The organism is Pseudochryseolinea flava (assembly GCF_003286915.1).
GTDB classification, from domain to species: domain Bacteria; phylum Bacteroidota; class Bacteroidia; order Cytophagales; family Cyclobacteriaceae; genus Ohtaekwangia; species Ohtaekwangia flava.
In genome coordinates this window covers 42,155-67,832 of record NZ_QMFY01000019.1, presented here as the reverse complement: position 1 = coordinate 67,832, position 25,678 = coordinate 42,155, and the positions used below count along the sequence as shown (strand labels likewise).

General features: G+C 43.6%; 24 protein-coding genes. 18 read left to right on the top strand and 6 right to left on the bottom strand.

What is annotated here, in order from left to right; all coding sequences use genetic code 11:
- Nucleotides 1–3,066 (bottom strand): choice-of-anchor tandem repeat GloVer-containing protein, encoded by a 3,066-nt coding sequence (locus DQQ10_RS24545; protein WP_112749589.1) that lies wholly within the window; start codon nt 3,064–3,066, stop codon nt 1–3.
- Nucleotides 3,067–3,106: 40 nt separating this feature from the next.
- Nucleotides 3,107–7,105, bottom strand: a complete 3,999-nt coding sequence (locus tag DQQ10_RS24540; protein ID WP_165824112.1) for a T9SS type A sorting domain-containing protein — start codon at nt 7,103–7,105, stop codon at nt 3,107–3,109.
- Between the two features lie 631 nt (nt 7,106–7,736).
- On the opposite strand from DQQ10_RS24540, the gene DQQ10_RS24535 reads away from it, so the two are divergent.
- The 10 genes from DQQ10_RS24535 to paaA all read left to right on the top strand — a co-directional run bounded on the left by DQQ10_RS24535 (nt 7,737) and on the right by paaA (nt 16,264).
- Nucleotides 7,737–8,072, top strand: a complete 336-nt coding sequence (locus DQQ10_RS24535; protein WP_112749587.1) for a PadR family transcriptional regulator — start codon at nt 7,737–7,739, stop codon at nt 8,070–8,072.
- Nucleotides 8,073–8,092: 20 nt separating this feature from the next.
- Nucleotides 8,093–10,480, top strand: a complete 2,388-nt coding sequence (locus DQQ10_RS24530) for a PspC domain-containing protein (RefSeq protein WP_112749586.1) — start codon at nt 8,093–8,095, stop codon at nt 10,478–10,480.
- A gap of 206 nt (nt 10,481–10,686) precedes the next feature.
- Nucleotides 10,687–11,127 carry a carboxypeptidase regulatory-like domain-containing protein gene (locus DQQ10_RS24525; RefSeq protein ID WP_112749585.1) on the top strand — a complete coding sequence of 147 codons (441 nt, stop codon included), beginning with the start codon at nt 10,687–10,689 and terminating at the stop codon, nt 11,125–11,127.
- Nucleotides 11,128–11,336: 209 nt separating this feature from the next.
- A complete protein-coding gene (locus DQQ10_RS28035; protein WP_165824111.1) occupies nt 11,337–11,501 on the top strand; it encodes a hypothetical protein in 165 nt (54 codons plus the stop codon).
- Between the two features lie 282 nt (nt 11,502–11,783).
- Complete coding sequence (locus DQQ10_RS24520; protein WP_112749584.1) at nt 11,784–11,966, top strand: hypothetical protein; 183 nt, start codon at nt 11,784–11,786, stop codon at nt 11,964–11,966.
- Between the two features lie 114 nt (nt 11,967–12,080).
- A complete protein-coding gene (locus tag DQQ10_RS24515) occupies nt 12,081–12,668 on the top strand; it encodes an RNA polymerase sigma factor (RefSeq protein WP_112749605.1) in 588 nt (195 codons plus the stop codon).
- Nucleotides 12,652–13,407 carry a hypothetical protein gene (locus DQQ10_RS24510; RefSeq protein WP_112749583.1) on the top strand — a complete coding sequence of 252 codons (756 nt, stop codon included), beginning with the start codon at nt 12,652–12,654 and terminating at the stop codon, nt 13,405–13,407. The genes DQQ10_RS24515 and DQQ10_RS24510 overlap by 17 nt, the downstream gene beginning before the upstream one ends.
- Nucleotides 13,408–13,412: 5 nt before the next feature.
- On the top strand, nt 13,413–14,390 hold the full coding sequence (locus DQQ10_RS24505; RefSeq protein ID WP_133259756.1) for a hypothetical protein: 978 nt from the start codon (nt 13,413–13,415) through the stop codon (nt 14,388–14,390).
- 182 nt (nt 14,391–14,572) lie between these two features.
- The gene (locus DQQ10_RS24500; protein ID WP_112749581.1) at nt 14,573–15,166 is read left to right on the top strand and encodes a TetR/AcrR family transcriptional regulator; all 594 of its coding nucleotides are present in this window, start codon (nt 14,573–14,575) and stop codon (nt 15,164–15,166) included.
- 111 nt (nt 15,167–15,277) lie between these two features.
- Nucleotides 15,278–16,264 (top strand): 1,2-phenylacetyl-CoA epoxidase subunit PaaA, encoded by a 987-nt coding sequence (gene paaA / locus DQQ10_RS24495; protein WP_112749580.1) that lies wholly within the window; start codon nt 15,278–15,280, stop codon nt 16,262–16,264.
- Here paaA and DQQ10_RS24490 read toward each other — a convergent pair whose 3' ends face one another.
- A complete protein-coding gene (locus tag DQQ10_RS24490) occupies nt 16,265–16,534 on the bottom strand; it encodes a hypothetical protein (RefSeq protein ID WP_133259755.1) in 270 nt (89 codons plus the stop codon). It abuts the gene before it with no gap.
- 63 nt (nt 16,535–16,597) lie between these two features.
- Here DQQ10_RS24490 and DQQ10_RS24485 point away from each other — a divergent pair, with 63 nt between their 5' ends.
- The 5 genes from DQQ10_RS24485 to DQQ10_RS24465 all read left to right on the top strand — a co-directional run bounded on the left by DQQ10_RS24485 (nt 16,598) and on the right by DQQ10_RS24465 (nt 19,661).
- Entirely contained in the window at nt 16,598–17,212 is a 615-nt protein-coding gene (locus DQQ10_RS24485) for a phenylacetic acid degradation b (protein ID WP_165824109.1), read from the top strand.
- Nucleotides 17,209–17,973, top strand: coding sequence for a 1,2-phenylacetyl-CoA epoxidase subunit PaaC (paaC, locus tag DQQ10_RS24480; RefSeq protein WP_112749578.1), 765 nt, complete (start codon nt 17,209–17,211; stop codon nt 17,971–17,973). Before DQQ10_RS24485 ends, paaC begins: the two co-directional genes overlap by 4 nt.
- Entirely contained in the window at nt 17,973–18,443 is a 471-nt protein-coding gene (locus DQQ10_RS24475) for a DinB family protein (protein WP_165824107.1), read from the top strand. The genes paaC and DQQ10_RS24475 overlap by 1 nt, the downstream gene beginning before the upstream one ends.
- The gene (paaD, locus tag DQQ10_RS24470; protein WP_112749576.1) at nt 18,440–18,925 is read left to right on the top strand and encodes a 1,2-phenylacetyl-CoA epoxidase subunit PaaD; all 486 of its coding nucleotides are present in this window, start codon (nt 18,440–18,442) and stop codon (nt 18,923–18,925) included. Before DQQ10_RS24475 ends, paaD begins: the two co-directional genes overlap by 4 nt.
- 124 nt (nt 18,926–19,049) lie before the next feature.
- Entirely contained in the window at nt 19,050–19,661 is a 612-nt protein-coding gene (locus DQQ10_RS24465) for a LemA family protein (RefSeq protein ID WP_112749575.1), read from the top strand.
- Nucleotides 19,662–19,675: 14 nt separating this feature from the next.
- Here the strand turns inward: DQQ10_RS24465 and DQQ10_RS24460 are convergent, their stop codons facing one another.
- From DQQ10_RS24460 to DQQ10_RS24450, 3 genes are read right to left on the bottom strand one after another with little or no spacing between them, the layout of a single operon-like run.
- Entirely contained in the window at nt 19,676–20,809 is a 1,134-nt protein-coding gene (locus tag DQQ10_RS24460; protein ID WP_165824106.1) for an OmpA family protein, read from the bottom strand.
- A 33-nt stretch (nt 20,810–20,842) separates the two neighbouring features.
- Nucleotides 20,843–22,039: a LysM peptidoglycan-binding domain-containing protein gene (locus tag DQQ10_RS24455; protein WP_112749573.1), complete on the bottom strand. Its 1,197-nt coding sequence runs from the start codon at nt 22,037–22,039 to the stop codon at nt 20,843–20,845.
- Entirely contained in the window at nt 22,036–22,749 is a 714-nt protein-coding gene (locus DQQ10_RS24450) for a DUF4905 domain-containing protein (RefSeq protein ID WP_112749572.1), read from the bottom strand. Before DQQ10_RS24450 ends, DQQ10_RS24455 begins: the two co-directional genes overlap by 4 nt.
- Before the next feature lie 115 nt (nt 22,750–22,864).
- Here DQQ10_RS24450 and DQQ10_RS24445 point away from each other — a divergent pair, with 115 nt between their 5' ends.
- From DQQ10_RS24445 to DQQ10_RS24435, 3 genes are read left to right on the top strand one after another with little or no spacing between them, the layout of a single operon-like run.
- Nucleotides 22,865–24,193, top strand: coding sequence for an NfeD family protein (locus DQQ10_RS24445; RefSeq protein WP_112749603.1), 1,329 nt, complete (start codon nt 22,865–22,867; stop codon nt 24,191–24,193).
- The gene (kdsB, locus tag DQQ10_RS24440) at nt 24,190–24,930 is read left to right on the top strand and encodes a 3-deoxy-manno-octulosonate cytidylyltransferase (protein ID WP_112749571.1); all 741 of its coding nucleotides are present in this window, start codon (nt 24,190–24,192) and stop codon (nt 24,928–24,930) included. Before DQQ10_RS24445 ends, kdsB begins: the two co-directional genes overlap by 4 nt.
- Entirely contained in the window at nt 24,927–25,667 is a 741-nt protein-coding gene (locus DQQ10_RS24435; RefSeq protein ID WP_112749570.1) for a DUF3667 domain-containing protein, read from the top strand. Before kdsB ends, DQQ10_RS24435 begins: the two co-directional genes overlap by 4 nt.
- Nucleotides 25,668–25,678 lie beyond the last annotated feature (11 nt).

Sequence of the window (25,678 nt, the reverse complement as noted above, 5' to 3'; positions counted from 1 at the left end):
TTATTCTTTTACTAAACGGACGGTTTTTATACCCGTTGGTGTTTCCGCTGTGAGAATATAAATTCCCGGAGATAAATCTTCACCGAATGGTTCGCCGATACCAAGAGCATCGTTTCGATACAAAATATTTCCCATAAGGTCGGTTAACACAACACGCTGCTCAGCAACATCGCTATGGATGAACATGAATGAACTCGTAGATGGGTTAGGATAAACGCCATAGAGTTGGTCATCTTCCTCCTCCTCTTCTGCTGGCCCTCTTGTTGTGAACGTCGTTGTTGGTCCCCAGAAAGGTGATAGATCCGATCGAACGCGCACGTAATATGTGGTGTTCGGTTGCAAAGGAAAATTTACAGTCCGCGGCGCATCTATCCAGAAAAAGTAGTCTAATAGAATGTTTGTAAAATCCAAATCAGTACTCATCTGCAGCGCGTTAAATTCTGCGCCAACGACATCGTTGATGGTAACGTCAACATCCACTTGCGTTCCGTTGATTTCTCCGACATTACTAGCTTGGTCTGCGGGACTTATCACAATCGAACTTTCACGAACGCTTCTGACTTTAATATAAGATGTATAACCGTAGGCAGGCGACACATTGCTGCGCGGGCGAATGTAGTACACTTGGCCATACTCAAGACCAGTCACTGAAATTGGACCTATTCCAGAAAATTTCTGAACATCATTGCTAAATGTTGCCGACTTACTTACTTCTAAAGTCACCAGATTTTCTGGTTGATTCGTTGTAAACGTAACGTTTGTATCTGTTTCACCCGCGTTACCCGGATTAACGAACAGGTTACTCCAGGTTGTTGGCATTTGTTTAAAACTAGTTGCCGAAATACCAAAAGCATGATATCCTGTTCCACCCTTCTTCACTTTAAATAATCCAGCACCGCCAATCGCGTAAACATCGTCACCGCTAATGCTAATACTACTCGACAGATTTTTTCCGCCTGTATTAAAATAGTCAATCAGCTTCTGAAAACCTGTGCCATCTTGATTGATCTTAAACAAAACGCCGTAGCCATTTTTTCCACCTAACGTTGTACTTCCATACAACACACCCGCTTCATCACGAATCAATGCGGTCTCCGGATTTTTTCCATTAATGCCATTGAAATGATGAATGACGGAGTAGTTATTTCCAAAGTGGTCAACCCTGTAGATAACACCTGCGTTGTTCAAACCACCCGAACGCGTCGTGCCGTACAAGTACCCATCTTTTCCAACGACAACTGCTCCCTTAGGACGCGAGCCATTCACACCACCGGAAAACGTAAATACTTCTTCAACGCCGCTCATGTCTGGCTTTACTCTGAATATGAATCCATTATTCGCACCTTGGCCAGGACTCACACCATATATGCCCATACTTGTTCCTGCTATTTGTGCGTAACGCTGAATGCCAGGATGCGATGCCGGGAAATACTCCACACCTGTACCATCTGTTTTATACCGTGTGACACGCAGCAGATGCACACTCACCGCACTGTATTCAAGCGCATAGATGTGACCATCATAATGCACGAAAGGTCCTTGGTTCACACCCGTGTGAGAACCTTCTAAATCATACAGCAACGTCATTCCATTACCCGAAATCTTATACATCTTTCCTGCACGACCTTGAGAGTCGCCTTCCCGTGTAGTAAAGATTTTCTCATTGTTATTCAAGTTGAAAAAAGATGTAATCTCCTTTTCACCTGATGCATCTCTGAAAAAGTGATAGTCACTAGCGTCACCGACGTTCACAGAAAAGTGCACGGAATCATTGGAGACATAAAGTCTTTCTGGTTTCGGAGCAAAAACATCTACGGTCGAAAATGAAACGACTTCACCCCAATACGCCCAGATGTTCGCGCGAGCGCGTGTATAATAAGTTGTTGCATTGTTTAGTACTAGATTGAAGTACGGTTTATGGCTACTGTGTCGCTCAACACCCGTACTAAAATCTGGCGATGTGCTCACCTCTAACTGGAAATATTCAGCACCATCAAAATTAGGAACCGTAAATCCGACGATGGTCGGAACATTTGTTGCTCCATTCTCTACCTCTTGAATTTTTAATGGATGCTGAAATTGTGGTGAGATTATCGCAATATCATCTACGAGTTTCTGACTTTCCATGAGCCTGGCAATAACATGACCGGATGCACTAATCTTGTACAATCCGTCTTCACCACCAACGAAATAATTACCGTCTTGAGATGTCGCTGGAACATAACCCTTCGCGATGACGTCAAGAAGCGTTTGACATTTGTCGTTTTCGTCTACTGCAACAAGCGACGTCGATGCTAAATCAAACAATTTCTCAAAACCTGTTCCATCGGTTTTTACTTTGAAGAAAATTCCCTTGTTATTCAATCCTCCCTTTGACGTGTAGCCAAATAAAAATCCATTACTATAATGCAACTTACCTACAGGACGTGCACCGTTAGCACCTCCGCCAAAAGAATATATTCGATCAGGTGCTGCGTTGGTTGGGATTTGATTGGGTGTGATCCGGTAAACAAAACCTTGGTTGTTCGAGTCTCCCGAACTAACACCGAAAATTGTATCGCCCAAGGCAATCATTCGATACTCATTGGAAAGATCGGTGTTGACTTTCTTATAAATGTCGTGGCCACTCGCATATCCGAACTTTCTTAGCCCCGACCATTTTCCGAGACGGCTAAGGGGAATGTAAATGCCACTCGCGCCTGCAGCCACAGAGGTCGCCGCATCGTCTTGCCCATAGACGTGATTGTAACGCGCCGTAAGTCCAGTGGGGCCAAGTAAACAAACAGCGCCGCCTAAATTTTCACCATCACGCGGCTCAGTCGTCGAGATGAGAACTTGTCCGTTGTAGTTTGCATTATACTTAACGACATCAAACGCTCCGACGCTCGCCCCAAAATCAGGCTCGTTAAAACTTGACATCGTCACTAAATCTGTACCCTCCGTATTCATAGAATACAAAATGCCAAATGTTCTGTCTAGCACCCAAACTCTTTCTTGGGCCTGAATTGTAATGCTGCAAAGCCATACAGCAATCATTAAAAAATAGATGTAGCCTTTCCTAAACATAGATAACTAATTTTAAAGTGGGTTTTTATGTATTTAAATTTTATTGCTTGATCAATCTCGACATGTGAACACCATTCGCTGTCGTGAGCTTTAAGATGTATACGCCCTTCTTGAAGTCACGCCCGAAAGAAAGCGTTTCTTTCTTAACCATCGCTTCCTTGTAAACGATGAACCCATTCATGTCAGAAACTTCAATACTCACAGCTTTCTCATCTGCCGATAGCGTTAGTGAAAACTCGAAAGACGTTGGATTTGGAAATACGGAAGCTTGCGATAAAGTTTGATCATTCAGAATTTCTTCACGCGCCGCTAAAGTTTCCGAAACGCCATCTTCCTCCGATGTACTGGTTGTAAACGACGTAACGTTTCCAAACCACGGAGTCAATCCTGTGCGTACACGTGCAAAGTATGTCGTCGACGGCAATAGTCCCGAAACATTCACCAAGGTTGTATCGCTGTTGAATACCAAAGGTGTTCCAGTAAACAGCGGAGACTCGCTAATTTCAACTTGATAATGATTCGCACCAGGCAACGCGTTCACAACGAAAGTCGCTGTTGTCTGCACACCCGACGACTGATCCGCAGGACTTGTCACTGTAATATCTGGTGTGAAGGCTTGACGCAATAGCGTTATTGATTCTGGATAAGATGCGCTACTGACAACCGAGAAAGTGCGGCTGTTAACATCGAACTTAAAAAATCCGACGCCGCCCGCAATGCCATAAATGTTTAATGCTTCATCAATCGATAAAGGCTTCTCGATAAATTGTCCGCCCACGCTCGACAAATGAAGTAATACTTCATAACCAGTGCCATCATTATGGATTCTGAAAATAACCCCTTTGCCTGACGCACCACCGATACGCGTAGCACCGTAAAGTAATCCATCGCTACCGCGAAGCAATCCTACAACGGGTCCCCTACCCGTCGTATTGGTAAAGTGATGTAACACCTGATACGCTGTACCGTCTGGTTTGACCCGATAGATAATACCGCAGTTGTTATCTCCGCCAGAACGTGTTACGCCGTACATGAAACCGTCGCCGCCGTTCAATAATCTTCCCATAGGTTTCAAACCTTGTGCGAAAGTATAAATCACCGCGATTCCCGAAAGATCGTCGTTGAGCTTGAAGATGTATCCCGGTGCATCGCCAACATTGTCGTTAGCACCGTAAATACCGGTGTCAAATCCAGTAAGACCCGCCCCGCGATGAAGATCCTTTACAGTGAAACGATACCGCTCGCGTTGGCTTCCATCGAGCTTCAATCTTGAAACACCGTGCAATTCGGAACCGATAATATTAAAGTTTAGATAATACAGGTAGCCATCTTTTTCGAGCCATGACTTCTGTCCACCATAAAACTCATCATAATCCAAATTATAGAGCTTGGTGAGTCCTGTCTGAGAAATTTTCGACAATATCATTCCGCGTGCAGCCAGAATTTCGCCAGTTGAGAGCTGCAATACCTGAACCGCACCGCCCCAATCATGTTCGTCTTGCATTGCATAGGCCAACTCCAGTGCGTTAGATCCATTCTTGTCGACGTAAAATGTATTGGCATTCGTCTCGAGAGCAAGTTGAGAAGTAACGTTATTAGGTGTACTCGGTGCTGTGGTGAATGATATCACCTTACCAAAATATGGCCATGCCGAAGGACGTACGCGCGAATAATACAATGTATTCGCATCGAGTTCTTGAACGCTGGCAAAATTTTGTGTGCTGCTTTGCTTAATCACGACGTTATTAAAGTCAGGTGATTTGCTAAGTTCAAAAATGTAAGTGGTCGTTCCAGGGAAAGAATCTGTTCGCAACGTTAAGCTTGTTGGAAGTCCCTGCGAACCTTCTTCAATATTTTTAACGAAAGTATTTGGCGAGAATGTGGCTGGCACAAATGAAAGAGATTCAGCAAAACGTACGTTATTCACTATGGCGTTTGGATATCCATCCGGCCGAATCTTAAAAATTCCAGTAGGCGTTCCCAGGTAATAGAATCCCTCGCTGTCAGTTGTAATATTTGTATAACCTGCAGCGATGAAATCTAACAGTCTAGAAAATTTACCATCCACATCTTGTTTCCAAATTTCGCCATCGGCACGATCAAATAGTTTTGTAAAGGCACTACCGTCATCTTTTACTTTGAAGAAAATCCCGGCGTTATTTTTTCCACCGCGTTGTGTTTGTCCAAAAAGAAAATTATCAGCACCAGCCTCTATGCGTCCTGTAGGTTGCTTTCCATCTGCTAGTCCTAAGAACTGATAGACGATATCAAATCCTTTGTGATCATCACGCACTCGGAAAACAAAACCTTTATTGCTTGCGTCTCCTCGACTAACACCATAAACACCGTTCGATGTAGACGTGAGATAAAAATCTGCAGCGAGATCTTTCGTAGAAGAAAAATTTGTCTGCTTGTAGTATCCGCCATCGCTTGCAAACGCTATCACACCATGAAATTTTGGCCCTGTTCCGGCTTCCGATCCCACCAATCTTCCGTTACCGAGTTCTACCATGCTAGCGCCGAGCGTAAAAGCTTGCATATACGAAACGTCAAACAGCTTTATCACACCATCTTTAGTAATCTTACTAACATACTCGTCGCCAGAATTGTACTCAGCTACTGTCGTTAATATTTCCCCAGTCGACAATTTTTTATACCCACCGGAAGTCAGATTATTTTGCTCGCTACGCCAAGTGTTGTGCTCGATATAATCTGAGCCATCTTTCCGCATAGAGAACACAACTTTGTCACTTATGACGCTTGAATAACCTAAACCGTATGCATCACGAACGCCCCACAACCTTTCTTCAATTTGAGCCGGTCTCGTTTCGGTCGTGAACGATACGGTAGCACCGAAGTACGGCCACGTCATCGGCCGCGCGCGAACGTAATAGGTCGTACTTCCCTCAAGAGAAAAATCGAATGAGGGTACATGATGTCTTTGATATTGTACGCCGCCGCTGAAATCCGCTGTTGTGCTCAATTGAATTTCATAAGAATTCGCACCCTGCAACGTATCGAGTGTTAATGTCACATGCGTTGTCACATTCGTTGCTCCAGATATGACATTGTTTACCTTAACGTGATGTTGAATCGGCGAATCAATAAACGAAAGCAATTCCCCTGCAGTCGCCGTGACTTGTAATAGCGGTGAACCATCATTGGCAAGTTTATAGACACCAGTAGGCGTACTGATGAAAATAAATCCATCACTGTCGCGCAACGGTGTGTACCCTAATGCAATAAAGTCAACTAACAATTGATACTTTCCTTGCGCATTAGGCACATTCAACAGACCATCTGCTTTGTCAAAAAGTTTGATCAGGTTAGATCCGTCTTTATTGATCTTAAAATAAATTCCCTTGTCATTCTTTCCGCCACGAAGTGTTTCACCGAAAAGTGTCCCATCGGTTCCTTCGATCAATTTACCTGTGGCACGTGTGCCCGGCGAACTTGCAACAAACTGATGAATGACCTGAATGCTTTTTGCATCACTGCTAAGTTTGAATATACCGCCAAGGTTTCCTGTTGTACCACTACTGACACCAAATATCCCGTCAGATGTTGCGGTAAGAAATGGCTCAGATGATAAGAAGCTCGTATTGCTATAGCCGTGTCGCGTGACAAAAGAACCTGTCGGATCTGTAATGCCGAGGCCGACAATCTTTGAGCTCATCACACTTCGTGCAGGCATGTAGACCTTACCGTCATGTGTGAAAGTCATTCCTTCCGAGCCGCGTGGCCCAAGATACCAATGATGATAAAAATCACGTGCACCATCTTGATTCAATACACCGACCTCACCTTCTTCCGAATCATCGTCGTGGGTAACATAAATAATTCCATTCGTTGTTTTTGCATAACCAATGATGGACGTTCCGACACCGCTGCCTAATAGGTGCGTACTCACATAATCAGATCCATCTTTATTAACAGAAAAAATTGCACCATCCGAAATGCCCCAAAGTCTTTCTTGGGCATATATGGTGTTGATGAAGACGAGCGCTAATGCAATGAAGAGCGTAAGCTTTTTTTTCATAGGGGAAACGTAAGAGTTAAAGACAAATTCTTGAAAAGACAGAGCCGGTTCGCACTGGCCGCTAGCCATGGTTGAACGGCAATTAGAAATGAAAGCACGAGGGCTTTATCTGAAAAGTGTTTTCAGATCAATGGGTGGCGAACAAGTGTGTAAAAAGGAGATTGTTTGAGCGCGAGGAAAGGGCACATCAAATGGCACAGTTCTTCGCAGAGAGGGGTTTTTCTGCTGTTGCATGACTCACAAAGATTAAAGTGACAGACAAATTGTGGGACGAAGTTATGATTTTTGACGACGAGTGAACATGAATAAACGATAAAATGCAAAATATTTTAACAGCGGTAAATTTTTTGAAAGATTGGTATTCCAGCGCCGGAAAAAGTGGTTTGGCAATACGCCAGCGTTAAAGACAGCAAATTGAAAGTTCAAACCCGTACATTTTCATAGTTCATATCCGTACAGTTTCCAGGGTATGGACACGAGTTCGGCCTACTGCTGGGCATCTGCTGAATAAAAAAAGTGCCATTTTTCGATAGAAACGAGGTTTTATCTATTTTAGGCAAAATCTGGCCGAGTACTTGGTCATGCAAGGTACCAAACCGTATAAAGGACCATTGGATTTAACATCGGATGTATGAACCTTGAAAACACACAAGTACAGATGAGAAAGGGCATTTTGGAATACTGCATCCTCCATATTATTTCGCGAGGCGAAGTTTATGCATCGGACATGCTCGACGAATTAACAGCAGCGAAGATTATCGTGGTAGAAGGTACACTATACCCACTACTGACCAGGCTGAAAAACTCCGGCCTTCTGGAGTACAAGTGGATCGAATCAAAATCGGGTCCACCAAGGAAATATTATAAGCTCACGGACAAGGGCTCTAAGTTCCTGGAAAAGCTAACTGAAACCTGGGATGAATTGGTTCACTCAACGCAAACCATCACGAACAAATCTAACGCTTAACACCAACGACTTACCTCGATATGAAAAAGAATATAAGCATCAATATTAGCGGTATCATCTTCCACATCGAAGAAGATGGGTACGAAAACCTTCGAAAATACCTCGACTCGATCAACAAATATTTCTCTTCATTTGAAGATAGTAGCGAAATCTTGGCCGACATTGAAAGTAGAATCGCCGAGATCTTCTTATCAAAACTCAATGAAGGTAAGCAGGTGATTACGGCGGAAGATGTGAACGCCCTTATCACAACCATGGGTAGCGTAAGCGATTTCAAAGCCGCAGAAGACCAACCTGAGTTTGCAACGACGGCAAATGAATCAACAACAGAATCGTCTACCGGCAACAGCGACGCCAATAAAGGATCGTCAAGTAGCACGCATACAAATACGCTGCCGCCGCCAATTGCTACAAAAAGACTTCACCGCGATCAAAAACGAAAAATACTTGGTGGCGTATGTGCGGGTTTAGCGAGTCACTTTAATATCGATGCCGTTTGGATCCGTTTATTGTTCGTGATCTTCGTTGGTATCTCAATCTTCGCTTATTTCATTATGTGGGCTGTTGTTCCAGGGTCATACGACCTTGATGAACCGCAAGTAGATAAAAAACTTTTTCGCGATGCCAATACGAAAGTACTGGGCGGTGTTTCCGGGGGCGTAGCTGCTTTCTTGGGAATCGACATTGTCGCTGTGCGAATCTTATTTGTTGTGTTTGCGATCATCCCTGGCGGACTAGGATTTATAGCCTACATCGTTTTATGGATCGTAGTGCCGGAAGCAAAAACGCTTACGGATCGAATGCAAATGCAGGGTGAAGCCGTTACGCTTTCCAACATTGAAACGAACATAAAAAAAAATCAGAACCCTAACGACATAAAGGAAGAGTCTCCTGTCACCAAAGTAATTCTGTTTCCCTTTAGAGTTTTAGGAATGATACTGACGGGAATTGCACGCGCCTTAGGACCTGTTATGGAAGTTGTTCGCGTGATCATCGGTGTATTCATCGTGATGTTTGGTGTCGTCATTGTGTTCGCGGCAGTTGTTGCTGGCGCTGTTCTTTTCGGCGTGATGTCTACCTCCGCATTCTCGTGGAATGAAATGAGTAGTTTCCCATTACGCGAATTCACTGAAACATTTCCAGGTTGGCTTGGATTCGCAGGATTCATTGCAGCAATTGTGCCTGGGATATTTGTGATCTTGTTAGGATCATCTGTGGTTGCTAAAAAAATGGTCTTCGGACCTGCTGCAGGCTGGAGTTTATTCATCTTGTTCTTTATCAGTGTAGCGTTGTTGAGCGTGGGCATTCCGCGGGTAATATTCACCAATAAAGAAGATGGTAGCTACAAAGTAATCACGACCTACAACCTACAAGGCAAACGCGCCATTTTCAAATTGAATGAAGTAGGAATGGATGATTATGACGCCGCGTCACTCAGAATACTAGGCTACGATGGAAAAGAGTTTAAACTTGAACAAGAGTTTCAAGCGCAAGGAAGTACACGCCAAAAAGCAATCGAGAACGCTAAGTTCGCCATGTACAACGTAACCTTTGACGACTCTGTGTTTACCTTCGACTCCAACATTTCTTTCAAGAAAAACTTCCCATTCCATTTCCAGCGTGTTGAATTAACACTGTATGTACCTTATGATGCACCGTTTGTATTAAGTGAAGAATTTAGCAGAAGTAATTTCTTCCGTCAGGAAATCGATCATGATTACCTCGATGGTCATGAATGGAAAATGTCGAAGAAGGGACTGGATTGTATAAGTTGCCCAACAGCATATGGTGATCCTGAAACGCAGGAAGAAATTGAAGAATCAATCGACTATGGCGACTTTGATGAGATCGAATTACACGGTGCGTATGAAGTCGAAATTCATCGCGGTGATAACTATAGCATCTCATTGGAAGGGACAAAAAACACCAAGCAGAATTACGAACTCAAACAAGAAGGAGATCGCGTGGTGTTGAGCTACAATGGTCGCTGGACCGAAAATCTTTTTGATATCGAAAAGGTTAAGATTTCTATAACCTTGCCAAAACTCGAAAAAATTAGAGCACATGGCGAAGGACGTATTGATCTGAAAGATTTTGAAACCGACAACCTCGACATCAATTTGAGCGGGCCAGTGAAGTTGGAAGCAGAAGGTCGCGCAACCAATATTGACGTTAATCTTTCCGGGAAAGCAAGTGCTGAGATTGAAGGTGAAGCTGAAAATCTTGAAGCTTCTATCGACGGTAGCTCACACCTCGACGCGTTTCTTTTAGAAGTTAAACACGCAACGGTCGAGGCACACGGAAACTCTTCCGCCAAAATCAATGCTAGCGAATCATTAGATATGCATGAACGGTCGGTCAACGTAATCAAATACAAAGGCCATCCAAAAATTAAAAAGTGGAATTAACACCAAAAGATCCGGCAAAGATTTTTCAATGCCGGATCTTCTTATCTCTAACCTTATCCCCCATTTTACGTAAGTAAAAAAGCTAACCCCCAAACCCATGATCCTACTTTTACTCTTCGTTCTACTCTATATCTTCTTCTTCCTTTTCAAGATCGTATAGCTGCCGTACGGTTAGGATTCCAAGTAGAATCGCCTACCTTGCGCGTATGAAGAAGATCATCTTAATCATCGCGGCAATTTCGTTATTGGCATCGTGTAAAACCGTTAAAACACAGGGCATTCAAGGAACTGTAAACTGGATCAGCGGCAACCAAATGCCCGGCCCCGACAAGAAAAACAATGCCGCTCCAAAAGGTGTTGTCCGGGAAATTAGAATCTACCAAGCAATCTTCATCGGAAAAGTGCAATCCCACGATGGAAGCTTCTTTGATGAAACAATCGGAACGCCCATCCTAGTCGTAAAATCGCTTGAAGATGGCACGTTTAAAGCATCACTACCACCGGGCAAATATTCGGTCTTTACCAAAGAAGCACGCGGATTGTTTGCCAATCAATATGACGGTGAAGGTTGTATCAATTGCGTGGAAGTCAAACCCAATGAATTCACCCCCGTAATCATCAGCGTAGATTACGACGCCGCGTATTAGTTTATCCCATTGTTTGAATAGAAATTCGTTTGCAGAAATTCTTCTTCTGGATTGTGCATCTTTGTAAAACAGCTCACGTTGTTATGGATAGAACAACCTAAACATGACAATCGTAAAAACTAACTGATCGTCTCGCATCCTTCCTGCTGCTTCTCCTTCTAATTCACCCCGTTCTTTACATTCAACTTTATAATCACCATAGCACAACTATGTCTGATCAAGAACAACAAGCACTCTGGTTCAAGATCAAGGATTTTGAACTAGACGACCCTGAATCAGCGTATACATTCTCAGATCGTCTTGCACACGAAAATGGATGGTCATTACAGTATGCATTACGCGCCATAGACGAATATAAAAATTCATATTCCTGACCTGCGTCGCTTCCCACCCGCTAACACCTTCCGATCAAGTCGATCAAGTTTGGCATCTTCATCTGTTATACACTCGGTCTTATTGGGTTGACTTCTGCAGAAAAACTATCGGAAAAGAAATTCATCACGGCCCAACGAAGGGCGGTCGTCAAGAAAAGAGCAAGTTCATACTGAAGAAGATTAACGGGAATATTTTCCTGATACCCACACTGACACCCGTGATGTTCCAAGAAATTGGAAATGTATTCGATCATGAAAAAAAGCGTCGCCAAGTAGACGTGAATGACAGTGGATGTAGCACCCGGCCACGGCTTGGCAGTGACAGCAATGATGTTCGATTCTAGTTGCTCAAGTAGTCATGGCGGCTGGGGTGATAGCGACGGTTGCTCTGGATCTGACGACAGCGGTGGTGGAGACAGCGGCTGCAGCAGTGGATGCGGTGGATGTGGCGGTGGTGGGGATTAGCCCTTTTCCTTATTAGCATCGCCCGTTCTCCTTTGGCAAAAGGGTTGCAAAAATATTTTCCCACCCAAGCAACCTCCCTTTTCATTTATGCATCTTGCCAATGAATACCCTTCAATGGAATTACAAATTTACCGTGCTAAGGAGGAAGAGCTCATAGATGGCGTTGCAAAACGCAGCAGAAGCGCTCAAAAAGCCCTTTATGAGAAATATTCGTCCAAAATGTACGCCTTATGCTACCGGTATGTTCGGCAACCAATGGAAGCTGAAGACATACTGGTAACGGCTTTTATGAAGGTTTTCGACAAGATTGATCAATTCAAGCGGGAAGGAAGTTTTGAGGGATGGATAAGAAGAATTGTGGTCAACGAGGCCCTCACCCACTTGCGACGAAATCGCGCCATGTATTTAGAGACGGAGCTCGAGCAAGCCGATCGCGAACCCGATTATGATAACCTGAGCGATCATCTCGAAGCAGAAGATCTCCTGAACATGATTCAAGAAATGCCTGCGGGATATCGCGTTGTCTTTAACATGTACGCGATCGATGGTTATTCGCACAAGGAAATTGCTGAACAACTCGGTATCAGTGAGAATACATCTAAATCACAACTGAGCCGCGCTCGCACCTACTTGCAAAAAATACTCGCTGACCAAGATTGGATTTCAAAAAAAAAATTGAGCAACGATGAATCAGCAACCTGACAAACTCTTTCGCGACAAACTTGAGCAGTATCAACGTACCGCTCCTGCACCCGCGTGGGATCGCATTGAACAAGGGCTAGATAAAAAAAATAAGCCAGCATGGTTATGGCTTCGCATTGCCGCCGCGATTCTCTTCCTTGCTGTGGGTACATGGTTCTTCTGGCCGTCTAACGCAACCATCGATCAGTCTCAACAAATGTCTGACAAGAATAAAAGCGTACCGAAAAAAGTACTTCCACCAGTTGAAAAAGATCTTCCGAAAGAACAACAGCCAAAAGACATAGAACCTGTAGGGAAGAAGTCTCCATCATCAAAGGAAATACAGGAGAACATCAACACATCGCCTGTTATTAAAAAGAAAGAGACACATGAGGAAGTGGAACAACTCGAAGAAGTTCAAACACCACTTCATGCAAGTAATAATGTTATCAAAGAAATTCCTACACAAGAAAACACCACAGCGATTGAGCCTAAGCAAGATGTTATGATCGCTAAGGTAGAAGACCAACAAAACATCAAACTTGTATACAGTGCGAACGCAGCTGATAAATATTTAAAGAAAACTGTTCCCAGCGAAGCAACCACCGAAACGAAAAAGACATCTAGGTTGCAAAGACTGCTTGATAAAGCTGAAGACTTGAAAACAAATCAAGATCCTATTGGCGAATTCCGGCAGGCGAAAAATGAAATTCTTGCGCTGAATTTTAGAAGTGAAAAAGATCGGGAACAAAACAAGTAACACACATGAAAAAAACATTTTTAGTGATCGCCATGCTCATCGCAGCTTTCACAATCCAAGCTCAGCAAAAACAAGATACGGTTATCATAGAACTCGCAAAGACAAGTCGTGTAATCTTCACCATGCGCGACAAACAAGATTTGGAAATCTTAAAACACTATGACTTCAATGAACTATTTAAAGACATCCTGAAAAAACTTGAATCCCGCGACACTACAGCGGTTGCTGCAGACTCTACTACACAACAACCCACCATTGCCCAGGAAGAAGAAGAAGTGGAAGAAGATTGGTCTTCAGACAATGACGATGACAACAATGATAACAACCGTGGTAGACGCAGACGTGGCACATCGCAATCATTCAACTTCGATCTGGGAACAAACAACTATCTCGCCGATGGAAAATTCCCGGAAGCTGATAACCAACCTTACGCTGTTCGTCCTTGGGGATCATGGTACGTTGGAATCGCATCGGTACAAAGAACACGTTTATCAAATAAGTTTTTCCTCGAGTGGAGTATCGGCGCGAGCTGGTACAACTTTAAATTCGAAAAAGACAATGTGATCGTTCAAAAAACAGACGACGGCGTGACTTTCTCAGAAGACACACGCGATCTAGAATTCAAAAAAAGCAAGCTTACGTCGTCATATGTTATGGCATCGATTGTACCCGTTATCGATTTCGGTGGCAGCGCCGACAAATCTCGGTTGTGGGATAACGATAGCGATGCATTTAGATTCGGCGTCGGCCCTTATGTGGGATATCGAATCTCCAGCCATTCTAAAATGGTTTATGTTGAAGATGGAGACCGTGAAAAAGATAAAGAGCGCGACAACTTCTACCTCAATAATTTCCGCTATGGCTTGCGCCTTCAAATCGGCTATCGCTCTACTGATCTATTCTTTAACTATGATTTGAATGAGCTGTTCGCGGAAAATAAAGGCCCTAAGTTGAACGCCTTCAGCTTCGGTGTTACCTTCTAAGCGATACATACTCTCGCTAATCTCAAGGCCCGGTTTCAATTCGAACCGGGTTTTTGTTTTTAATAACTAACAGTCGTTTTCGATAAATCAAATTGCTTTTCTTTTCACGAAGCTTTCAATCCATTAATCTCCTTGCTAATTTAGAGAGATTTTTATTTTGTAACTTTGATTTTATTGTCAATATGAGTGACGCCATCGCAAATCTATCTAGGAAAGAACAAGTGATCCGAAAAGCTGCCGAGCTTTTCAAAGACAAAGGCTATGCAGCTGCGTCAATGAGAGATCTTGCTCAACTACTGGGCATCGAAGCTGCTAGCTTGTATTCTCACATCAAATCAAAAGAAGAAATTCTGCGAAGCCTTTGTTTCGACATGGCTGCCGAATTCAGAAAATCGCTCGATGATGTTGAGAAAGAAAAAATTTCGGCAAGTGAAAAATTAAAGAAAGGTATCATCGGCCACATTCAAGTAATGGCCAAGGATCTTACTGCGTCAGCCGTTTTTATGAATGAGCACCGCCATTTAAGCCAGCCTTTCCTCCGTGAGTTCCTGCTCCTTCGCATTAATTACATAAACCGCTTCAAAAGCATTCTCGAAGAAGGTGTGCGTACAGGCGAATTTAAAGACAGCATCGACAAAAAGCTGGCTGTAATGACGCTATTCTCTTCTCTTAACTGGATGCCAATGTGGTACGATCCAGGATCTGCCATTGACCCTTCACAGCTCGGCCAACAGCTTGCCGATATGCTCGTGAATGGCTTGAAAAAGAACGCCTAGCGTTTTCAAGTCCAGATTGGCTAACAATCGTTTGGTTCACAATTTTTTATGTCGTAAAATCGCTGATTAATCAGTGATTGGAATCCTTTTTCCAATCCTAAAATCACGATTATGTACGGCGGAGGAAATACATTCGAAGGAATCAAGACCGACAGTCTTGCCCAGGAAGATCCCATCAAGCTTGCTGAGTTTGAAGCACGAATTGCGCGTGGCGAAAAAATTGAACCTGCCGATTGGATGCCCGCACTCTATCGCAAGCAACTTATTCGCATGATCGAACAACATGCGCACAGCGAAATTATTGGTGCATTGCCCGAAGGGACTTGGATTACCAGAGCCCCTGGATTTAAACGAAAGCTCGCGCTCATGGCCAAAGTCCAAGATGAGGTGGGTCACGCGCAACTCCTCTATAGCGCGGCCGAAACGCTAGGTAAAACGCGTGAAGAAATGATTCACGACCTGATAACAGGTAAATCAAAATATTCAAACATATTCAACTATCCCGCATTCACTTGGGCCGATGCGTGTTTCATCTCCTGGCTGGTAGATGCTGGTGCCATTGTAAACCAACTCGCCAACGCCAAAGGAAGCTACGGTCCTTACTGTAGAGCGTTGGATCGGATTTGCGCCGAAGAATCTTTTCATTTGAAATATGGCCATCATTGCGTCATCTTTCTTGCTACGGGCACGCAAAAGCAACGCGACATGTTCCAAGAGGCAATCAATCGGTGGTGGGCACCAATGATGCATTTCTTCGGACCTGCGGATAAAATCTCAGCACACACGCAAGTGCTCATGAATTGGAAAGTAAAAATGGCAACCAACGACGATACAAGAAATCAATTCCTGGATATGTACGTCCCTAAAATTTGGGAACTTGGCTTTACCATTCCTGATCCGGCGTTAAAGAAAAATACAGACACTGGTCGTTGGGATTATACCGAGCCTGACTGGGAAGAATTCAAACGCGTAATCAATGGCGGTGGTCCTTGTAACGAAGAACGCCTTGCTGTACGACGTATCGCTGAAGAGCGTGGCAAATGGGTACGCGAAGCATTGCGTTCTCCAAAGGCTTCTTATGTTATGCCGCTTGCTTAGCTAGTTCCTACGCAACGGGCCAAGTGAATCAGCAAACAACATGATCTCTTTCCATAACGCCATCATCGCTTCACGAGGAGAATCAAAACAGCTTTTCAAATACAACAGTTTACTACTATCCTCCGGAAGCTCATTGTTGATCCACTGTAAAATATCATCCGCCAACATAAAAATTTCATTCGAGTGGTACTTCGGACAATACCGATGAAGAATATCCAAAGCCCAAAGAAAATCCAGGTACTTCATAATGGTGGAATAATTTAGGAACATGACAAACAACGATTTAGTTTAAAGATAATAGGATATAAAATTTCTGCAATAAATTTTCAGCTTGTGAAATCGCTCGACCCACGTGTAAATAGACTGCCGGAAACACCGAAAGATATTGTTCCGAAAGCACCTTTGGATCAATTTGGAACGTTCGAAGTTTTCGTTCAACCGAAAGAAGGAAAACCGTTTCAACATGAAGGCATCGTTCATGCACCTGAGCTTGAAATGGCATACGTGCTGGCGAAAGAAGCATTCACGCGTCGCTTCACATGCACTTCCTTATATGTCGTAGATACGCGTTCCGTGTTTGTATCTCCCCTTGCGGAAGGAACTACAAATGCGTACGACTTACTGGAACAAAAACAGGAGCAACACTCAATTTCTGAAGACACCTTTGAAATTTACCATCTGTTAAAGCGTGGCAAACAACACGTTCACATTGGAACCGTAAAAGCATCAACACCCGATGCCGCCATGCAACAAGCCAAGACGATGTTCAACACATCAACGCCTGTCATGAACATCTGGGCAATTCGCACGAAAGACATTCGCTTCACGGAAGAATCAGAGAAAGACCTCTGGGGTACGCTACCCGAAAAAAAATTTCGTGACGCTGCTTCGTACAAGGGCGGCGACAAACTCAAAACATTTCTCGAACGCAACAGCCAAGCACTATGAGTGAAGAACAAGCCATCGCATTAAAAGAACTTCTCTATAAAATTGCTGACGATCAACTCATCCTTGGTCATCGCAATTCGGAATGGACGGGTTTCGGACCACTTCTTGAAGAAGACATTGCCTTCTCCTCGATGGCGCAAGACAAAATTGGTCAGAGTTATGCATTGTATCAAATGCTGCATCATGCTGGTGAGCAAGCTCCCGACACCGTCGCCTTCATGCGTCATGCAGATCAATTTCACAACTGCGTTTTGGTCGAGCTGCCCAATGGTGAATATGACTTTAGTTTGATTCGACACTTTCTTTTCGACACCGCAGAAGCGTTACGATTCGATATGCTGACACGCTCGTCATTTGAACCCTTGGCTGATCTCGCGAAAAAAATAAAAGGGGAATTACGTTATCACACGCTTCATGCTAACACATGGATCAAACAACTTGGTAACGCGACTCCGGAGAGCATCGCCCGACTTCAGACCTCTTTAAACTATGCACTCCCCTATGCACTCGGAATATTCGAACCCTCGCCTAACGAAAACATCATTATGGACGCTGGATTTTTTCAGGGTGAAGCATCTTTGCAAGCGGAATGGCAATCACGTGTAATATCAATACTGGAGCAAACCCAGCTAAACCTCCCCGATTGGAAAACCGTTACACCTATCCTTGGCGGTAGAATCGGGAAACATAGTCAGCATCTTCAACCCCTACTCGACGAGATGTCTGAAGTATTTAAAATTGATCCAACAGCAGAATGGTAATGAATGTGGTCGTACAAGATTCAGTGAAGGAGCTTCGGCATGTCATCAACGAATATGCATCGAGGATAGCGTCTATCCCCGACGCAGAAATGTCTGTCAAGCCTCGTCCAGAAAAATGGAGCAAGAAGGAAGTCGTTGGACATCTTGTTGATTCAGCACAAAACAACTTGCGCCGATTTATTTGCGGACAATATGAAAGCAACCCAAGTATTAGCTATGAACAAGATTTTTGGGTAACCGCAAATGCATATCAACACATGACGACGAGCGACGTCATCAACTTGTGGAAACTTTTGAATGAGCGGATATCTGTCATCTTAGAAACGATGCCTTCCGAAAATTACGAACGACAATGCATTGCGGGTGGTCATGCAAGAACGCTCGCATGGCTTGCACAGGATTACGTAAAACATTTGAAGCATCATCTAAATCAAATTATTCCTAACGCATTTGACATCAAATACCCATGACGACCTTGTCACAAGAAATGATATTGAGCTGGCTTGAAGACGTGAAGGATCCGGAAATACCTGTGCTATCCTTAGTGGATCTAGGGGTTATTCGCGGCATCGACATCGCGGGCAACCACGTATCGATCGCGTTAACACCAACGTTTGTCGGCTGCCCCGCGCTTGATATGATGAAAGATGAAATAACCTCGAATCTAAAAGGTCACGGCGTGGAAGACGTTAAGATATCAGTGACATTTCGAGAACCATGGACTTCAGACATGATCTCTGAGAAGGGCAAGATTGCTTTAAAGAAGTTTGGACTGGCCCCGCCACCATCACAAGGTTTAATCGACGATATAGACGTTCTGGAACATGCTATTTGCCCAAGATGTAACGGCACGCATACAGAACTTAAGAACACGTTTGGCCCCACCCTCTGCCGTTCAATACATTATTGCCTCGATTGTCGAGAAGCCTTTGAACAGTTCAAACCAATCTGATGTTTATTGTTCCGTATTTCATGTTATTCGTTAACAAATCATACATCTCTACTAAATCCCTTCCAACCGGAGGAACATTTCTGTCATTTACCCGTATTTCGCAGATACTGGCTTATTTTAGCTTATGAAAACACTTTTTTCTGGCGCACTTGTAGCTTGTTTTGGCATCCTTTGTCTGAGCTGCTCTCAATCAGAGCGCAGGACCGAAGAAACAGCCTTTACAAAACAAGACTCCGTCGTTGATTTTTATCTCGCCTACCAGGATAGCATCCTGCAAGCCTGGAATGTGATGATCAATGACGATAACAAGAAAATAAACGCCATGCGTAGCCTTCTACATGAACTCTCCGTTTCCAATCCAGAACAGCGTGAAGATCTCTCACACTTTCAAGAACGTTTAGACAATCTCGTTCAGTTGCGTTACGATCAAAGGTCTATTGCCAATAAAGATGCTGTTGAGGAATATGATTTCGCATCGAGTTCTTTGGTTGCCGAACTTCTAAGCACAGCTGAAACACAGCCAGAGTTTGCATACAACGCTACGCTACAAACATTAGCAGAAGAAATCAGGTTAGCAGATGAGAGAGTGGGAAACTATCGCGCCGATTATGATGCGATCGTTGCCGGATACAACACGTTCCTCGAGCAGAACAAAATGTTTCTTTCTGACATTGCCCCAGATTCGACATTAGAAAAGAAGCCGCTTTTTCAAATGGTGTCCGAAGAATTACCATAAGGTGCTTTACATCGCTAATCCAGGAATTTCACCTCCACGCGTCGATTAATCTTTCTTGCAACTTCCGTTGTCTCCTCAAGCAATGGCCTCTGCTCACCAAATCCATTATGTGTAATCCTTGTTTTGTCTATTCCATGGCCTACTAAATATCCAGCCACGGTGCGCGCACGATTTTTGGATAAGGTAAGATTGAATTGATCACTACCGACATCATCAGTATGACCTCCCAACACAAGGTGTAGCTTCGGATGCTTCTCAAGCCATAAGACAAGTTGATCAAGTGTTTCTGTAGAAGCATAAGAAAGTTTGTAGCTATTGAATTCAAAGTTGATATTCTTTAACACATAAGTTTTATTCACCACAACATCTTCTCCTACAAACTCAGGTGCGAGATCGGACACAATAGCTTTCTCACGCGTGTATTTGGGTTCAACAAGTACGTTATCAATATAATAGTAAGACGCTGCCTTAAGCATTACCTGCTGCACGGGTATAAATTGCAGTCGATAACTTTTCGTTTCGAAATCATCCATAAAATTTCCGATCATCACGAAACGTTCTCCTCCTGTTGCCTTGTATTCGTGATGAATGCTTTCCCACAAACCTGTGTTTGGCGTCAGAACAGAATCCTTCCTGACAAGAACTGCCGGTGAAATCCGAACTACTTTATCAGTTTTAATCTTCACCAATGAATCCGCAAAATGAAGTCCTATCTGATTGACAGCATACATAGAATAGGATGAGAGCCTATAGTGAAATTCGATGATGTAAGTTGAATCTTTAATCAGGGGTGATGTGAGTTGACACTGGAGGTATTCCCGATAATTCAGATAGTCTGTCCATAGATAAATACCCGCATAGCCACCGCCCTCGTATGCTTCCGATACACCGGCCCAGTTGTGCGGTACATCGGCCTCGCCAACACTGCACCGATTAAAAAGATCAGGCGTGCCATTCGTTGCTGACGTCCAACTAACAGCGCGAAATTCTGCAGGATGCTGGGAATGACTTCCTGGACAGTGCGAGAACTCTTCGAACCCATTATTCGGAACGAGATTCTGTGCCGATAATATCTGCACGCATACAAAAAAACAAAGCAGAAGTATAACCCCTGCTTTGCTGAATAATATTGAATTGTAATTGGTCAACTGTTTAGGGTTAACGCAATAACGACCGGCCATTTATTTGTAGTATGTTACTTGAACCCTAAATTTTGGATCAATCGCGCCGAGTCTGTCATAGGCAGATTTAGAAATTCTAATAACAACTTTCTCCGTCAGTGCATTCTCTGGAAGTTTACCTGTAACACGAACAAACACCTCGCGATTATTCATTTCATTCTTCACTTTCAGAATACTTCCTACCGGCGCAGTACGATGAAGGGCCAGGTACTTTCGATTACCTTCTGTACCATCGATTAATTCAGCTAAACCACCTTCCGAAATCTCGTCGGCATTGTTAATCGGTTCTGTTACAACAATCGGCTTTTCGCGAACTGGCTGGTCGCGCGTGGTGACAGGCGTAGTCGTTGTGCTCGCCGTTTGTGTACCCGCACTTGTTGATGTTGACTGTGGTTCAGGAGATTTTTCAACTGGCGTTGAACTCGATGAGTTACTTGACGACGACACTACTGGCGGCGTTGTTGATGTAGCGGTACCATTCGCGTTACTTGCTATGGTACCCGTTGAAGTTTGCCCCTTCGACGCATCGACAACAGCTGTAGTGGCCGCAGGTTTAGCAACGATCAGGGATTGCCCCACTTTCAAATCGTTTCCCTGGATACCGTTCCACTCTCTGATCTGGTCTACTGTAACGTTGTATTGACGAGCAATAGAATACATCGTTTCCTTCGTATCAACCACGTGAACACCTTTCTGAGAAGGCGTAATAACTGGTGTCGACACGTTGGAGCTCGCTGTTCCTTGCGTATTTCGTTTCTTGATTGAAAGCTCTTGACCAATGGAAAGGCTGTTATCAGAAAGATTATTCCATTGTTTAATTTCATCAATAGAAACATTGTACGCCTTCGAAATGGAGAACATCGTTTCCTTTTGTGCGACGACGTGAATAATACCTCCGCTATTGTTTGCGATGACTACACTAGCGTTCGAACGAACCTGTGAAGCTGCATTTTCTTTTTTCGAATAGGGTACCTTTAATATTTGCCCAATCTCGAGACCACTGCCCGCCGTTGGATTGTTTTCAAGCACAGCGTCAACCGTAGCGCCATATCGACGCGAGATGCCGTACAAAGTCTCCTTCTCACTCACCTTGTGAATGACAAAGGTTTTGCCATTGACTGTTTCAATTCCCAGAGAATCCTGTTGGACCTGCGGCTGAAAAAATGAAACACCCGCTAAAATAATTTCTGCAATCATAAAAAATAACTTACCAGCTCCTCTCTATTCTTTACGAAAATTACGCAACCTGAAAGGACGAAAAAAGTATCCAGGCCGATTCCTTTGAGGTGTTCGTCCAGTTTTTCGTGCAAACGAACGGTCCCCTTCGTGTCAAATACTATCAAATAATTGGCCAAACCATTTTCCGTCACATAATACGACACCAATATTTTATCGTCGTATTCAAAATACTCCAACGCTGATACGACGGATAAATTTAGTTTGCGATCTAAAAATGTTTTTACTGTATTGAAATGCGTAGTTCCTTCCAAATATTGAACAGGTCCGGGTATCGGTGTAGCGTCGGATGTTGTAGCGGACAAAAGTTCCTGTCCGTTTTGCAAATCCAACAACACTAATTTCTGTCCCATTTTCAATGAATATCCCAATAGACTTTTTCGGTTCAATGTGACCAAAGAAAAATCATTATTCCACCAGCGTAATGAAGGCTTGTGAATACCATACGCCAAAATTCCCTTCTTGTCGGGATTTTGATGCTCAAGGTAAATTGTAAATAACATCGTATCATCTTCGGCGCCTGCCAAACTGACCCACCACGGTTCATCGAGTACCAAGTTAGTCCACAAAAATGAGTTCGTTTCCAGATTCAATGCGTTGAAAGAAACCGTCTTCGTCGTTTGATCGCGAATCTCAAGCAAAAGGACTCTTCGCTGGGGAACGGATATCATATTCCAGATATTCCCTTGAAAGCGATGCGAAAACTTAAATTGTAGCCTGTCTGCCAACTACTATTAATTGGTTAATTTAGTGCAAGGTATAAACAGAATGAATAACACAAATCAAATGATACGAAGTTTCCTCATCGTCTCTTTCCTGTTCTTGAGTTTTTCACTGATGGCACAAACCAAAGTGATGGTCATGGAAATCAAAACAGAAATCGACACCCGTACATCGCGCTACGTGAAACTGGCCTTGGAAGAAGCTGCCAATACAAAAGCCGACGTCGTTTTATTGGAAATGAATACCTACGGAGGTGGTGTAACGGACGCTGTTGACATTGTACAAATGCTGCTCAAATTTGAAAAGCCTGTATGGGTTTACATCAACACCAATGCAGCTTCTGCGGGAGCGTTGATTTCTATCGCATGCGATAGCATATACATGTCGGGCGGATCGAGCATAGGTGCAGCAACGGTGGTGGATGGTGAAGGCATCAAGGCAATCGATAAATATCAATCGTACATGCGATCGGTGATGCGCTCTACAGCAGAAGAAAATCATCGCGACACAACAATCGCGCAAGGTATGGTGGAAGAAAACTTTGCTATCCCTGGCCTTAAGAAAGTTGGTCAGGTGATTACGTTTTCAACATCGGAAGCTATCAAATATGGTTTCTGCGAAGGAAAAGCAGAATCTATCGAAGAGATTTTAAAGAAAAACAAAATCACGAATTATACCATCACGCGATTTGAACTCGGCACAGTCGAAAAAGTTATTGCATTTTTCTTGAATCCATATCTGAGCGGATTGTTGATCATGTTGATCCTCGCCGGTATCTACTTCGAAATGCAAGCGCCGGGTTTAGGATTCGCTGGAGCCGTCGCACTCATCGCACTACTTCTCTATCTCATTCCGTACTACCTCAATGGCCTTGCTACCAATTGGGAGATCCTGGTATTGCTCCTCGGATTTGCATTACTCGCAGCCGAAATTTTCGTGATTCCTGGTTTTGGTGTCGCGGGAATCAGCGGAATCATTTTGGTCCTGGTATCACTCGTGTTGATTATGGTGAACAACGACGTTTTCGATTTCGGCTTCGTTCCCGAATCAAGTCTTATGGCCGCACTATTAGTATCAATGGGCGGATTATTGGGCGGGGTCGTCTTATTCTTTTTGGTTGGTAACAAGTTACTTGACAATAAACATTTTAGAAAAATTGCGCTCGCCAATACGCAAGACAGCAAGGATGGTTACGTCGCTACCACGATTACTGATTCCATGAATGGAAAAACTGGGATTGCCCACACTGTATTGCGCCCTAGCGGGAAAGTTTTAATTGAAGGACAGTTCTATGATGCCTATAGCCGTGGAGAATATATCGACAAGGGAGAAGCGATTGAAGTCGTAGCCCACGAAACCACGTCGTTAAAAGTTAAGAAAATTCAAGCATGAAAATTTTAGGATTAATTCCGGCGCGTTATGCCTCTACACGTTTTCCCGCTAAACCTTTGGTTGACATTGGCGGAAAGAGCATGATTCGTCGCGTCTATGAACAAGTTGTTCAGTCGAAGTTTATCAATAAAGTTGTTGTTGCTACAGATCATCCAGAAATATTCGCACATGTGAAGCAATTCGATGGTGGTGTATGCATGACGAAGGAAAGCCATGTCAGTGGCACGGACCGTTGTTACGAAGCGCTTACGTTACAAGAAGAGAAATTTGACTACGTGATCAATATTCAAGGTGACGAGCCCTTCATAAAACCTGAGCAGATTGATTTACTTGCTGCGAAGCTCACCGGTGAAACAGAGATTGCTACGTTGGTGAAAGCAATCGATCAAGTTGAACAGCTCTTCAATCCCAATATTGTAAAGGCAGTCCTCAGCAAAAATTCTGAAGCCCTGTATTTTAGCCGATCAACGATTCCTCATATTCGTAGTGCGGCAGAATCATTGTGGATATCAAAACATACCTTTTACAAGCACATTGGGATGTATGGATATCGCAGTGACATCTTAGAACAACTCACTAAATTGCCCGTGTCGTCCTTAGAGAAAGCGGAGTCGTTAGAGCAATTGCGTTGGTTAGAGAATGGATTCAAGATTACGGTAGCAGAAACATCTCTAGAAACGATTGGTATCGATACACCCGAAGACCTCAAACACGCGCTAAACCATATTCATGCATGACAGTCTGTAAAAATTGTGACACTGCTTTTGATGGAAAATTCTGTTCCAACTGCGGGCAGAATGCTCATGTCCATCGCATCACAGTCGGGCACATGGCCCACGAACTCAGTCATGCGATTACCCACGCCGATAAAGGATTTCTCCTCTTGGTGAAAGAGCTTTTGTATCGCCCAGGTTTTGTTGCCAAAGAATATTTAGAGGGCAGGCGAAAGAAATATTTCAATCCTTTCAGTTTCCTGGTGATCATGTCGGCGCTGTCGGCATTCATCACGTACAAATCAGGATACTTGCAACAAGCTGGCGATGGTCACCGAGGGCCGAGCAATATGTATTACCAGGAAGCGATGCAACTCAGCATCAACTATGGCAAGCTCATTGGCTTGGTCGTAATTGTTCCACTGTATGCCTTGATCTCGTGGCTTTTTTTCTGGAAGCCGCGCTACAACTACGCTGAACATTTTGTATTGCAGAGCTATTCGATTGGGATGTATTACGTTGTTTCGGTGCTCATTTTCATTCCCGCATTTTTACTGATGCCCGGAACATTCCAAATCAACAACATGGTTCTTCATTTGATCTATGCGATCTATATGGGCGTTACCTATCACCAATTCTTCAAAAAGAACCTATTCGTCTGCATTCTGAAGGCATTGGTAATGACGGTCGTGTTCATTGCAGCCTTCTGGTATCTGTTAGTAGGCTATATCTGGTTGAAGCATTTGATCATTGATCACTAACAAAAAAAGGT